This is a genomic window from Balneatrix alpica DSM 16621, from assembly GCF_000619885.1.
Taxonomy (GTDB): domain Bacteria; phylum Pseudomonadota; class Gammaproteobacteria; order Pseudomonadales; family Balneatricaceae; genus Balneatrix; species Balneatrix alpica.
The window spans coordinates 257,390-269,811 of the sequence record NZ_JHUZ01000011.1; the positions used below are offsets into that span (position 1 = coordinate 257,390).

Annotated in this window: 12 protein-coding genes; 7 read left to right on the forward strand and 5 right to left on the reverse strand. The window is 56.2% G+C overall.

What is annotated here, in order from left to right; all coding sequences use genetic code 11:
* Window positions 1–97: 97 nt before the first annotated feature.
* The 4 genes from Q334_RS0105240 to Q334_RS18085 all read left to right on the forward strand — a co-directional run bounded on the left by Q334_RS0105240 (window position 98) and on the right by Q334_RS18085 (window position 5,149).
* Window positions 98–1,450 carry an ABC transporter substrate-binding protein gene (locus Q334_RS0105240; RefSeq protein WP_027312289.1) on the forward strand — a complete coding sequence of 451 codons (1,353 nt, stop codon included), beginning with the start codon at window positions 98–100 and terminating at the stop codon, window positions 1,448–1,450.
* 85 nt (window positions 1,451–1,535) lie between these two features.
* A complete protein-coding gene (locus Q334_RS18080) occupies window positions 1,536–3,263 on the forward strand; it encodes an ABC transporter permease (RefSeq protein ID WP_035460834.1) in 1,728 nt (575 codons plus the stop codon).
* Window positions 3,263–4,390: an ABC transporter ATP-binding protein gene (locus Q334_RS0105250; RefSeq protein ID WP_081414344.1), complete on the forward strand. Its 1,128-nt coding sequence runs from the start codon at window positions 3,263–3,265 to the stop codon at window positions 4,388–4,390. Before Q334_RS18080 ends, Q334_RS0105250 begins: the two co-directional genes overlap by 1 nt.
* Window positions 4,391–4,483: 93 nt before the next feature.
* On the forward strand, window positions 4,484–5,149 hold the full coding sequence (locus Q334_RS18085; protein WP_035460836.1) for a histidine phosphatase family protein: 666 nt from the start codon (window positions 4,484–4,486) through the stop codon (window positions 5,147–5,149).
* Between the two features lie 69 nt (window positions 5,150–5,218).
* Here Q334_RS18085 and ilvN read toward each other — a convergent pair whose 3' ends face one another.
* Window positions 5,219–5,710, reverse strand: a complete 492-nt coding sequence (gene ilvN / locus Q334_RS0105260; protein ID WP_027312291.1) for an acetolactate synthase small subunit — start codon at window positions 5,708–5,710, stop codon at window positions 5,219–5,221.
* 2 nt (window positions 5,711–5,712) lie between these two features.
* Window positions 5,713–7,434 carry an acetolactate synthase 3 large subunit gene (locus Q334_RS0105265; RefSeq protein ID WP_027312292.1) on the reverse strand — a complete coding sequence of 574 codons (1,722 nt, stop codon included), beginning with the start codon at window positions 7,432–7,434 and terminating at the stop codon, window positions 5,713–5,715.
* 431 nt (window positions 7,435–7,865) lie between these two features.
* Between Q334_RS0105265 and Q334_RS0105270 the strand changes: the two genes are divergently transcribed.
* Window positions 7,866–8,135 (forward strand): hypothetical protein, encoded by a 270-nt coding sequence (locus Q334_RS0105270; RefSeq protein WP_027312293.1) that lies wholly within the window; start codon window positions 7,866–7,868, stop codon window positions 8,133–8,135.
* Between the two features lie 63 nt (window positions 8,136–8,198).
* On the opposite strand, the gene Q334_RS0105275 is transcribed toward Q334_RS0105270, so the two are convergent.
* Window positions 8,199–8,531, reverse strand: coding sequence for a winged helix-turn-helix transcriptional regulator (locus Q334_RS0105275; protein WP_027312294.1), 333 nt, complete (start codon window positions 8,529–8,531; stop codon window positions 8,199–8,201).
* A gap of 128 nt (window positions 8,532–8,659) precedes the next feature.
* On the opposite strand from Q334_RS0105275, the gene Q334_RS0105280 reads away from it, so the two are divergent.
* Window positions 8,660–8,896: a thioredoxin family protein gene (locus Q334_RS0105280; protein WP_027312295.1), complete on the forward strand. Its 237-nt coding sequence runs from the start codon at window positions 8,660–8,662 to the stop codon at window positions 8,894–8,896.
* A 33-nt stretch (window positions 8,897–8,929) separates the two neighbouring features.
* Here the strand turns inward: Q334_RS0105280 and Q334_RS0105285 are convergent, their stop codons facing one another.
* A complete protein-coding gene (locus Q334_RS0105285; RefSeq protein ID WP_035460838.1) occupies window positions 8,930–9,916 on the reverse strand; it encodes a Gfo/Idh/MocA family protein in 987 nt (328 codons plus the stop codon).
* A gap of 60 nt (window positions 9,917–9,976) precedes the next feature.
* Window positions 9,977–11,263 carry a flavohemoglobin expression-modulating QEGLA motif protein gene (locus Q334_RS0105290; RefSeq protein WP_027312297.1) on the reverse strand — a complete coding sequence of 429 codons (1,287 nt, stop codon included), beginning with the start codon at window positions 11,261–11,263 and terminating at the stop codon, window positions 9,977–9,979.
* 111 nt (window positions 11,264–11,374) lie between these two features.
* Between Q334_RS0105290 and Q334_RS0105295 the strand changes: the two genes are divergently transcribed.
* Window positions 11,375–12,361 (forward strand): aldose epimerase family protein, encoded by a 987-nt coding sequence (locus Q334_RS0105295; RefSeq protein WP_027312298.1) that lies wholly within the window; start codon window positions 11,375–11,377, stop codon window positions 12,359–12,361.
* Window positions 12,362–12,422: the final 61 nt, after the last annotated feature.

Here is a 12,422-nt window from a genome sequence, read left to right on the forward strand (position 1 = left end):
TAACAAATAATCACTCTGGCACAGGCCTTGCTCTATGACGGAGGCGGACACACAACCCTCGTCCGCCACTGTCATAACAACAACAAGCGAGAGTGCTATGTCTAAATACCGTCCTACCCTGTCTTTACTTACCGCGAGCCTTGCCGCGGCGACCCTCACCTGCAGCCTCGCGGTGCAGGCAGCAGATGATAAGCTGGTGATTGTGACCTCCTTCCCTTCCGACTTAACCGATGTCTACAAGGCCGCATTTATGCAGGCCTACCCCTCGATTACGGTGGAGGTGGTGAATAAAAGTACCTCATCAGGGGTGAAGTACCTGGCCGAAACCGCCAGCAATAACCAATCAGACATCTTCTGGGCATCCGCGCCTGATGCTTTTGAGGTGCTGAAAGAGCAGCAACTGCTGGCCAAGTACAGCAAGAGCGTGGATGGCATTCCCGCCAGCTTCAACGGCTACCCGATTAATGATCCAGAGGGGCATTACCTCGGCTTTGCCCTTTCCGGTTACGGCTTTATGTGGAATACCCGCTACATGGACGCCATGCAGTTGCCGATTCCCAAACAGTGGAGTGATCTGCAAAAAGCCGAATACTTTGGCCATATTGGCACCTCCTCCCCATCCCGCTCCGGCACCACTCACCTGACCATCGAAACCATTCTGCAGGGTGAGGGCTGGGAAAAAGGCTGGGAAACCGTCAAAGCCATTTCCGGCAATGCCAAAACCATCACCGAGCGTAGCTTTGGCGTACCCGATGGGGTCAACAGTGGTTCCTTTGGGATTGGGGTGGTGATCGACTTCTTTGGTTTCTCCTCCAAGGCCTCCGGCTTCCCGGTGGAGTTCCACTACCCGGATGTCACCGCACTGGTACCGGCTAATATCGGTATTGTCAGCAACGCCCCTAACCAGGGCCCTGCCGAAAAGTTTATTGACTTCCTGCTCTCCGAAACCGGTCAAACCCTGTTGTTTGATCCCAAAATCATGCGTTTACCGGTTAACCAGCACGCCTATAAGCAGGCCCCTGCCGGACTGCCCAATCCCTTTGATGGCAGCATCAAGACCGAAGTGAACTTCGACAGCGCCCTGTCTGAACAACGCTACAACGTGGTGAATGCCCTCTTTGATGTGATGATCACCTACCGCCTGGAGGATCTGCGTGCCGCCACCGAGGCAATCCATGCAGCGGAAGCCGCACTGCAACAGGCGGGTAACAACCACGCTGAGGCGGCCCAGCTGATCGCTCAGGCTAAGGCCCTGGTTAGCGCCATGCCGGTTGACGCCAAGCAGGCGCTGGACCCTGACTTCAATGCCATCTTCAAGGTCAAGCGCAAGAGCAAGGATGACAAGTCCGAAGGTCGCCAGGCGGAAGTGGAACAACAGTGGGATGCCCAGATCGTGGCGAACTACAACCAGGCCGCTCAGTTAGCCAAACAAGCGCAAGATCTGCTCTAACCCTGACTAGCACGCACGGCAGGGGCCTGCCCGCCCCTGCTCATTCTCCTGCGGTTAATTCACCTCAGCGTTTCGAGGTATGCACATGCTGTCTGTTGCCTTACCCCGGCCAGTCCGCTCAGCGGCGCTCGGCCCCTATCTGGTAGCCGGCCTGGTTTTGTTGTTCCTGGGGGCGTTTTTGATCGTCCCGGTGCTCAAAGTCATCCAGGTGGCCTTCCAAGACCCCGCCAGCGGTAGCTTTACCCTGGTGAACTTTCAGGACTTCTTTAACAGCGCGCTGTTCCGGCAGTCCTTTATCAACTCCTTTTATGTTGCCGCCATGTCGGTGGTGGTGGCCTCGGTATTCGCCTTACCTCTGGCCTATTTCACCACCCGCTTTAACTTCTCCGGCTCAGTCATCATCCAGACCCTGGCCTTTGTCCCCCTGATCATGCCGCCCTTTATCGGTGCCGTGGCCATGCAGCTGCTCTTTGGCAGCAACGGCAGTATCAACCTGCTGCTGCGCCAGTACTTTGGCTTCTCCATTCCCTTTATGGAGGGCTTGAACGGAGTAATCCTGGTACAGAGTATTCACTACTTCCCCTTTATCCTGATTAACCTCTGCGCCAGCCTGCAGAACATCGATCGCTCCATGGAAGAGGCCGCGCAGATGCTCGGCTCCAGCGGCATGCGCCTGTTCCGCCGGATCGTATTCCCGCTGGCGATGCCCGGCTACGTAGCGGGGGCCTCGCTGGTGTTTATCAAGGTATTTGATGATCTGGGCACACCACTGCTGCTTAACGTCAATACCATGCTGGCTCCCCAGGCCTACCTGCGCATTACCTCGGTGGGGATCTCCGACCCCATGGGCTATGTGATTTCCTGCATCCTGATTCTGTTCTCCATCTTTGCCATGTGGGTGTCGCTGCAGGGCATGCGCGGTAAAGATTACTCCACCAGCCAAAAAGGTGGTGGCGGCCTCTCCAAGCGTGACTTGCGCCGCCACGAGATGCTGCTGTGCTACCTGGTGATTCTGTTGATTTTGCTCACCGTGCTGGCCCCTCACCTGGGTCTGCTGCTGCTCTCCCTCGGTACGGTCTGGTCGTTTAGCGTCCTGCCCGATGCCATCACCCTGGCCCACTACGGCACAGCGCTCTCCTCCGCCTGGGTATTTATCAAAAATACCCTGATCTATGCCGGGATAGCGGGGGTGCTGGATATCCTGCTGGGTACAGCCATCGCCTATCTGGTGCTGCGCACCAATATCGCCGGACGTAAGTGGTTGGATTACATCGCCATGTCGGCTTTGGCTGTGCCCGGTGTGGTACTGGGGATTGGCTATCTGCGGGTGTTCTATGAGTTCAATCTACCGGTAACCAATCAGCCGCTAGCCACCTGGTGGGGGATTATCGTGATCGCCCTGGCGGTACGTCGCTTGCCCTATGCCCTGCGCTCCTGTACCGCTGCGTTGCAGCAGATTTCCCCCTCCCTGGAGGAAGCCTCCGAGAACCTCGGCGCCTCTAAACTGCGCACCATCAAACGGGTGGTGGCGCCACTGATGGTGAGCGGTTTGGTGGCGGGTTTTGTCACCAGTTTTTCAACCGCGGCGGTGGAGCTCTCCGCCACCATCATGCTGGTCTCCAGCGAAGCCGATGCGCCCCTGGCCTATGGTCTCTACCTGTTTATGCAGTCTGCCGCTGGCCGTGGCCCCGGCGCCGCCCTTGGCGTGCTGGCGGTGATTATCGTCGGCCTGGCCACTTATCTTTCTCATCGTCTGGTGGATAAAGCCCGCCAGGATCGTGCCTCTATTCAACAAGCTGGAGGGCAGCACTAATGAACGCCTCAACTTCTGTTGCTCAGGCAACAACGTCCCACAAGGAACAACCCATCCAAGGGGTACGCTCACAGCCGATCAGCATCGACATTCGCAACCTGTCCCTGTCCTTTGCCAGCACTGAGGTACTCAAGGGGATTAACCTGCGTATCGAACCGGGTGAGTTCTTTGCCTTCCTTGGCCCTTCCGGCTCAGGTAAATCCACCCTATTGCGAGCTATTGCCGGCTTTGGTCCCACGCCAAAAGGAGAAATTCTGCTCGGCGATGAAGACGTGGTGGGCAAGGTGCCCTGGCAACGCCATGTCGGCATGGTGTTCCAGAACTATGCGCTCTGGCCGCATATGAGCGTGGCGAAAAACGTCGCCTATGGTCTGGAGGAGCGTAAAACGCCCAAACATGAGATCGCCGCACGGGTAAAACGCGCCCTGGAACTGGTCGGCATGAGTCAATATGCCGATCGCTATCCCTCGCAACTGTCAGGCGGCCAACAACAGCGCGTCGCCTTGGCCCGTACCATTGTGGTGGAGCCTCGGGTATTGCTGCTGGATGAACCCCTCTCCAACCTGGATGCCAACCTGCGGGTGCAGATGCGCCAAGACCTGCTCAAGCTGCAGCGGCGCCTGGGCTTTACCACCATCTTCGTCACCCATGACCAGGAAGAGGCCAACACCATCTGCGATCGCATCGCAGTGATGGCAGATGGCGTGGTGCAACAGATTGGCCGTCCAGATGAGGTCTATGACAACCCCTGCAATGCCTTTGTTGCCAAGTTCCTCGGCACCGCCAACCTGATTGATGGCGAAATCAGCAGCCAACACGGCCAACTGTTTTTCCACTCACCCCAGGGATTACGCTTGCCAGTGGCCCAGCATGAAAAAACCGGCCCGGCCAAACTGGTGCTGCGTCCCCAGGGGCTGGAGTTTTGCAGCGCCACCCACAGCGGCATGTTGCAGGGCACGGTGGAGAGTACCGAGTTTTTGGGCGGCATGATTCGCCATCAGATACGGGTGGGGGATGAGCGCCTGATTGTCGATGAGCGCCATGTCCGTGGCACCGATCGACGCGAGCAGGGGGACACGGTGTTCCTACAGGTCGCGCCTGATCAGGCGGTGTTTATCCGCGCCTGATCCCTAGTGCCATTTCAGTTTGTTATGAGTTGTTGATGAATGGTTGAGTGCTTTCCGGCCCCGATGGGGCCGGCTTTTTCTGTGGAGTACAAGATGCAACAAAGTACAAATCCCCCTTCCTTACTGTTAATCCGCCATGGTGAAACTCAGTGGAATAAGGAAGGACGCCTACAGGGCCAGCAAGATACCCCCCTTAGCCTCACCGGTATTCGCCAATGTCAGGCGGTAGCCGACAATGTTAAAGGCATCCTGCAATCCTTCGAGCAGCATCACTACTGGATGAGCCCCCTGGCGCGCACCCAGCAAACCGCCTCTATTTGCGCCGCGGTATGGGGCGTACCCTTTCGCCGTTTTCAACGCGACCCGGCCTTAATGGAACGCCACTACGGTAAGTGGGAAGGCCACACCCTGAGTGAGGTGGCTGAACATATGACCGCTGAATACCTGGCCTTTCAAACCGATCGCTGGCATTACGCCAGCCCCGGTGGCGAAAGCCTGGCCCAGGTTTACCAACGGGCGCAGCAATGGCTCACCGTCCTGCCAAGCGACGGCCTGCATATCGTGGTTAGCCACAGTGGCTGCCTGGCGGCGTTACATAGTCTCTATTGCCAAACAGACAAGCAGCAGACCGCTAACCTGGAGATTGTGCAAACCTCCTCCATTCTGCTCCACCAAGGACGTGCCCAGGTGTTGGAGCTTTCCCCCACCCTGCTCGCCAATTACCAGTTACAGGACGGTGGCCGCCAGGTTCGGCTTTAACCTGCACCCCAAACAAAAACACCCAGCCATCATGACTGGGTGTTTTGCTAGGTCAGGTAGGTTAAAGGCTTACAGCCCCAATACCTTCTCACCACGGGCGATGCCGGATACCCCGGTGCGCACCACTTCCATGATGCAGGTGGCACCTACCGCCTTAATAAAGGCATCGAGCTTGTCACTGGCACCCGCCAGTTGCACGGTGTAGATGCTGGGGGTGACATCGACGATCTGGCCACGGAAGATATCCACCGTGCGCTTGATCTCTTCACGGTGACCGCCTGTAGCCTTGAGTTTGATCAGCATCAGCTCGCGCTCAATGTGATCGCCCTCGGTCAGGTCTACCACCTTCACCACCTCAATCAGCTTGTTCAGCTGCTTGGTGATTTGCTCCAGCACCCGGTCATTACCATTGGTAGTCAGGGTGAGGCGCGACAGGGTGGCATCCTCGGTGGGGGCCACGGTCAGACTTTCGATGTTGTAATTACGCTGAGAGAACAGCCCTACCACACGCGACAAGGCACCGGCTTCGTTTTCCAGCAGTACTGAGATGATGCGTCGCATGATCAGGTTCTCTCCGTCTTACTCAACCACATATCCTTCATGGAACCGCGCGGTACCTGCATGGGGTACACGTGCTCAAAGGGATCCACGTAGACATTGATAAACACCAGTTTGTCTTTCATGGCGAAAGCCTTTTCCAGACCGGGCATCAGCTCCTCAGGGGTGCGGATGGTGACGGCCTCGTGACCATAGGCCTTTAGCAGGGCCTCAAAGTCTGGCAATGACTTCATGTAAGACTGGGAATGGCGGGACTCGTAGTTCATGTCCTGCCACTGGCGCACCATGCCCAGCGACTGGTTGTTGAGACAGAGAATCTTCACCGGCAGATCATACTGGTTGGCGGTGGACAGTTCCTGGATGTTCATCTGGATACTGCCTTCGCCGGTGACGCAGATGACTTCGTCATCGGGGAAGTTGAGTTTGACCGCCAGGGCCGCGGGTAAACCAAAGCCCATGGTGCCCAGACCACCGGAGTTGATCCACTGGTTAGGGCGATCATATTTGTAGTATTGGGCAGCAAACATCTGGTGCTGGCCAACGTCGGAGGTCACATAGGCTTTACCTTCCGTGACTTTGTAGACGGCCTCAATAACCGCTTGCGGCTTGAGCAGCTCGGAGTCATCGGTGCGATAACGGCCACCGTGCACTCCACGCCAGTGTTCAATCTGCTGCCACCATTCATTGATGGCATCCTTATCCAGCTCCGCCAGACGGGGTTGCAGCAGCTCCAGCATTTCATCCAGTACCGGCTTCACATGGCCAACGATGGGCACATCTGCCGCAATGGTTTTGGAGATGGAGGCTGGGTCCACGTCGATATGGATGATTTTGGCAGTGGGGCAGAAGCGCTCGACCGCATTAGTTACCCGGTCATCGAAACGCGCGCCAATGGCGATAACCAGATCAGCATGGTGCATGCACATGTTGGCTTCATAGGAACCATGCATACCCAACATGCCAACAAATTGACGGTCACTACCAGGATAGGCACCCAGGCCCATCAGGGTATTGGTCACCGGGAAGTTTAGCGCCCGGGCCAGAGTACGCAGTTGTTCACTGGCTTGCCCCAACACCACACCGCCACCGCTATAGATAATCGGTCGGCGGGCGGTAAGCATCAAATCCAGCGCCTTCTTGATCTGGCCGGAGTGGCCACGATAGATGGGGCTGTAGGAACGCAGTTTGACGTTCTTGGGATACTCGTAGGGGAACTTCTCTGTGGGAGCCGTCATGTCCTTCGGAATATCGACCAATACTGGGCCTGGGCGGCCAGTTTCAGCGATATAGAAGGCCTTTTTAATGATTTCAGGAATATCCTGGGGACGCTTCACCGACAGGTTGTGTTTTACTACTGGGCGGGAGACCCCCAGCATGTCGGTTTCCTGGAAGGCATCATCGCCAATCAGGTAGCTCATTACCTGACCACAGAGCACCACCATTGGAATGGAGTCCATGTAAGCGGTAGCAATGCCGGTCACGGCATTGGTCGCACCAGGACCAGAAGTAACCAGTAGCACACCCGCCTTGCCCGTCGCCCGCGCATAAGCATCGGCCATATGGGAGGCAGCTTGCTCATGGCGGACAAGGATGTGCTTCACGGCTTCTTGCTGGAATAGTGCATCATAAATGTGCAGAACGGCCCCGCCTGGGTAACCGTAGACGTATTCCACACCCTCGTCTTGGAGAGCGCGAATCAGCATTTCAGCGCCGGAAAGTAATTCCACTTGTTCCACCCTCAAAAATAGGCATAACCTGCGTTCATACGCAGCATAAATAAAAGGAATTCATAGGGTTATGCGCACCTAAGCGTGCTCGACCTACTCTGACGGAGTACAGGATCGAATGCAAGGCAAAGGTGCGCGAATTCGCCATGGGTATAAGACGATTTGACCAGCAGCCGGCCTGCGCTTTCAGGGGTGGTGAAAGCAACCTGCTGCCTAAAAACGAGTCGGCGAGGATGATGCCGACACCCGGAGTGCAAGGGGTCACCTTGCCAAGAACAGGAAGCCGCATTTTGGCATGCTCCCCGGTTGCTGACAACCCTGTTGTGATCACAGTTTTTAGCGGCAAAAGCCACTGCGCAGGGCTATTTATCGAGCCCTTGGCTTTCGTGCTATAGTTGCCGGCAAAGGCTGTTCCTTACCGAGGATAACGTATGACTGCCAGCGCCGACATTCGTAAGCGTGACCGTATTATTGAAGAGCTACGCACCTTTATTAAAAAGGTATTAACCGAGCCGGAAATTGCCGCCAAATCCGTGGCCATTGCCCGTGAGCTGTTAAATGAAGAGAACGCCGATCGCAAGATTGCCGACCGCATCTCTGCCACCACCAGCATCAAGATCCCGGCGGAAATGAGCGATGCGGATCGCCTCTATCTGGAATTGCTGCGGGAAGTCGTACGGGACGAGAAGGCCCTGTACTAATCCGCTCCCCTGCCACCAAGGCTCATCTGTCTAACGGTGAGCCTGTCCTTCTCTACTGATTCTTTAAGCCTGCTGTTGCAAGCTGGCATCCAATGCATGGATTTGCGCAATAATCGCCAGCAAGCGTTGCCCGGCATCCGTCAGGGCATACTCAGTGCGCGGTGGCACCTCGGCGTAGGTATGCTTGTCCAACAGGCCATAGCTACTGAGCTTGCGTAATCGCTCCGACAGCATCTTGGTAGAGATACCCTCAATATGTCGCTCTAATGCTCCCGGCCGATTCACTCCCGCTGCCACGGCCATTAATACCGACACGGACCACTTGCAACCGACAACCTCTTCCAGGGTGCGGTATAACCGCGCCTGAGTGGAATTTTTTTTCTGCTTACTATTCATCAAGTTACCCAAAAAAGTGCCTACCCCACGAAAAAGTACCTGGTTTGCAGCTCTCCCTGAGCTGTCTAGGATAACCAGGGTGCGCACACCGATGTTTGTTATCATTTACCCTTACAAGGAGTCATACCATGACTAGTAAAGCGACCTTTTACCACGCTGGTTGCCCTGTGTGCGTTGCAGCAGAAGATAACCTGGCTAAAGCATTGGACTCCAGCCGTTATCAGGTAGAAATCATTCATCTTGGCCAGCAGCCCGATAAGCTGGCAGAAGCAGAAGCGGCGGGAGTCGAGTCGGTGCCCGCTCTGGTACTGGACGGCACGCCCTTCCATATTAACTTCGGTGCCAGTCTGGCTGACTTGAAGTAACCCGCTGGCGCCTGCCAACGCAGGCGCCTCACTTTAGATGTCCCGCAAGATGCGATCCATCACCCAACTGGTATGCAGGGCACTTTGCCCATTGGAAGGATGCGCCGTCCCCCCGGCCAGCTGGGTGGCCATCGCCTGGACATGGTACTGCTGTATATGGCGAGGATTGGCGATCTCAATATGCTGCACGCCCTGGCTGGTCTCCAGGCTGATCGGCGCTTCATCAAAGATAGAAAAACTCAGGTTGCCTGCACTGCCCTCGATCCATACCCGATCCTGCCGCCGGTAACTGGCAAAGTTCCAGCTGGCACTCCCCGTGACGCCGCCATAATGACGCCAACAGGCACTGACAGCATCCCAGGCACTGTACAGCCCCTGTTGATTGGCCACCACGCCCTGCACTTCGGCATAGTCTCCCAGCAGCCAGGCAAACAGGTCTAATCCATGGCTGGCGAGATCATCAAAATACCCCCCCGCGGCAATCTCCTTATCGGTACGCCAGTTATAGTCGCCTGATATATCCTGTTCGCTGGGTGGTTTACACAGTTGCCAATGCAGATGACGCGCCTGCCCGATCGCCCCTTGCTGCAGCAAGGCCCGGACTTTGGCAAAACGCGGTAAAGAGCGGCGGTAATAAGCCACAAACAAGGGCAACTTGGCCTGACTAAAGGCGCTGACAATCGCTTGGCTATCACGATAACTGGGTGCCAGCGGCTTTTCGATACAGCAGGGCTTACCTGCCTCTGCAACCCGCAGGGCATAGTCACGGTGACTATCCGGCGGGGTGGCGATATAGACCGCATCAATTTCCGGATGCTGAATCAGCTCATCCGCATCGGCAAAAAACAGCGGCACCTGATGACGTTGGGCGTAATCCTGCGCCAAGGCAAGGTTACGGCGCATCACCCCCTGCAGTGCAAACCCTGGTGTCTGTTGATACGCCGGGCCACTTTTCACCTCGGTGACATTACCGCAGCCGATTATTCCCCAACGCCAGCGTTTGTTTTGTTGCCCAACCATGATGACCTCACCTTATTTCATCCATGCAAAAGCCGCCCGCAGGCGGCTCTTTAAGTTGCCTCACAACAGGGTCGAATAATCGGATTCCACTCGATCCAAGCTGAGATGGTTAAGGAAGTTGGAAAAACACATCCACGCCGACAGCGCCCGCATATCGCGCATTTGCTCCGGCAAAAAGGTAGGAGGTTGTACCAGTCCCTCCTCCGCTAGCTGAGTTAGCACCTTGATGTCTTCCAGGTTGGTTTTGCCGCAAAACAGCATCTGGATCGATTCCAGCTTCCCTTCCCGCACCGCTAACTGTAGGAAGTTGTACAGCATGATAAAGCCCTTGGTATAGGACAGATCCTTGGTGAAAGGCTTACCGGTTGGCGTGCTGCCACGAAACACCCGGGTGGCATTGGTATAGCTGGTTTTTTCACCGAACCCCTGGTCATGGAAGAAGCGGTAAATATCGACAAAGGTGGCCCCCTGCTCGACTAACTGTACCGCTTGGATACGGTTAGCCAACTTACGCAAACGGGTGGGATAGGAAACAAAGGCAATGATCTCCATTAAGATCGCCAGTCCTTCCTGGGTAATGGTGGAGGAGGGTGGTCCCTTACTTAAGAAGGTACAGATCGACTGGCGCTGACCGTTTAACGTAGTGCCCAGGTGTACCATGCCCTCGTGCACATAGAGGATATCGATATCGCGCTGGTTAAACATCGCATCCCGACGGATTTTCAAATAGTCCGAACCCGCAGCCGCATCGGCCACGATATTGTCATCGACAATAACCCTTACCTGGGTGTCGCCAAAGGCGGCGTTCAAACGCTCATCCAGCTGTTTGGCCGCCACCTCGGCATCAATGCTTTTCTCTTCATCCTGGATCACATCGGAGTTGCTCAGCCGTTCCAGGGTATCGTCCATCATCGCCCCCAGGTCCCCCAGGGTCGGGTCGCCGGCATGGAAGACTTCTGAGGCGGTGCCATACAGCTCTTGCGAAATACGACCAAAATCGGAGCGGCCACGGTGCTCCAGCATGGTGGAAACCAGACGGTATTCGCGGCAGATGCGCTTCATAATCTTACCCAGGGGATTAAAGTGCCCCAGGGTGCGGGAAATATCCCGCTCTATTTCATAGAACTCATCGCGCTTGCTTTCAGGATCAAAACTCAGGGGACGGCCCGCATAGTAGGCGGCATCCACCGGTGGCTGCTTTTGGCACTTGCCGGCAAAGAAAGCTGCCTCGACCTTATCATCCCATTTGATCGCATCCAGAATGCGAATCGGCTCCTGGGCTTTGACGATACGGTCAGACAGCTGCCGCACCGTGTCATGGTAGGCTTTGCTACGTGTTTTTTTCATAGTCTTCACAGGAGGTAACCGGCCCGCTCCCGTAGCGGTCTTGCTGCGGTACCTAAGGCTGATTATTGTGGACGCCCTGGATAAATACAATTGCCGAGCGGGCCTGCCTCCATGCCAGATGATGCGTTACTGTTAGCCTCCCCCTCTTGCCGCCTCCGTGTCAGCCCCTGGGGGGCCGCCCTGACTGAACTGCAAATCCGTGATCAGCAGGGTAACTGGCAATCACTCTGCGTCAGTCTCCCCAGTCTTACTGACTATCAGCATAATGCCGCCCTGGTAGGCGCCGTTGCTGGCCCCTGGGCCAATCGCATCAGCCAGGGGCAGCTCACCCTGCCTGAGCAAGGGCCCTTACAGTTAGAGACCAATGCCGCTGGTCATCATTTACACGGTGCCAGTGCCGGCCTGCACCAACGCCTCTGGCGAGTACAGGAGCAGTGTGAAGACAGCCTGACGCTCAATACTCTGGTGCCCGCCGGGGCAGGCGGTTATCCCGCCAGCATTGCGGTGTATTGTCGCTATCACCTCAGTAGTGAGAGCCCGGAGGTACAGCGCCTGAGCATGACATTAGAGGCAGAGGTATCAGCGCCCTGCCCTATCAATCTCACCAGCCATAGCTACTTTAATCTGGCCGGAGCAGCCGCTGCTCTCCCCCAGCACCGTTTACTGGTTGAGGCGGATACCTTTCTGGCCCTGGATGATAGCGGCGTGGCCCAGCTTCCCCGCACCGTGCACAACAGTCCTTTTGATTTGCGCCAGGCGCCCCTACTGCAAGACTGTTTACAGCAACAGGAGGCCCAACTCACCCAGGCAGGAGGCTTCGATCATTGCTGGTTGATTGCCGGTGAGGGTCTACGGCGCCATGCCAGGCTCAGTCATCCGCCCACGGGCCGTTTTCTGGAGGTGTATAGCGATCAACCTGGATTACAGGTCTACACGGCGAACTTTTTAGCGCTACCAGACTGGGGACGTCACTCCAGTATCTGTCTAGAGCCTCAGCTCGCCCCTAATGCCCCCAATCATGCTCCTGCGCAGCAGTGGTTGGTGCGACCGGGGCAACGTTACCGCCACCAGCTTTATTATCGTTTTGGTCACCAGTAAGCCGAGATAAAAAAGCCCCGCACAGCCGCGGGGCAAAGCTCAGTCAACGAGATATCCCTTC

What these genes read in the sequence shown, in the direction of transcription:
- Q334_RS0105285 (WP_035460838.1), bottom strand. Translation starts at nt 9,916, where the DNA reads ATGGTTGGGCAACAAAACAAACGCTGGCGTTGGGGAATAATCGGCTGC.
- Q334_RS18085 (WP_035460836.1), top strand. Translation starts at nt 4,484, where the DNA reads ATGCAACAAAGTACAAATCCCCCTTCCTTACTGTTAATCCGCCATGGT.
- Q334_RS0105270 (WP_027312293.1), top strand. Translation starts at nt 7,866, where the DNA reads ATGACTGCCAGCGCCGACATTCGTAAGCGTGACCGTATTATTGAAGAG.
- Q334_RS0105250 (WP_081414344.1), top strand. Translation starts at nt 3,263, where the DNA reads ATGAACGCCTCAACTTCTGTTGCTCAGGCAACAACGTCCCACAAGGAA.
- Q334_RS0105280 (WP_027312295.1), top strand. Translation starts at nt 8,660, where the DNA reads ATGACTAGTAAAGCGACCTTTTACCACGCTGGTTGCCCTGTGTGCGTT.
- Q334_RS0105290 (WP_027312297.1), bottom strand. Translation starts at nt 11,263, where the DNA reads ATGAAAAAAACACGTAGCAAAGCCTACCATGACACGGTGCGGCAGCTG.
- Q334_RS18080 (WP_035460834.1), top strand. Translation starts at nt 1,536, where the DNA reads ATGCTGTCTGTTGCCTTACCCCGGCCAGTCCGCTCAGCGGCGCTCGGC.
- Q334_RS0105295 (WP_027312298.1), top strand. Translation starts at nt 11,375, where the DNA reads ATGCCAGATGATGCGTTACTGTTAGCCTCCCCCTCTTGCCGCCTCCGT.
- ilvN (WP_027312291.1), bottom strand. Translation starts at nt 5,710, where the DNA reads ATGCGACGCATCATCTCAGTACTGCTGGAAAACGAAGCCGGTGCCTTG.
- Q334_RS0105275 (WP_027312294.1), bottom strand. Translation starts at nt 8,531, where the DNA reads ATGAATAGTAAGCAGAAAAAAAATTCCACTCAGGCGCGGTTATACCGC.
- Q334_RS0105240 (WP_027312289.1), top strand. Translation starts at nt 98, where the DNA reads ATGTCTAAATACCGTCCTACCCTGTCTTTACTTACCGCGAGCCTTGCC.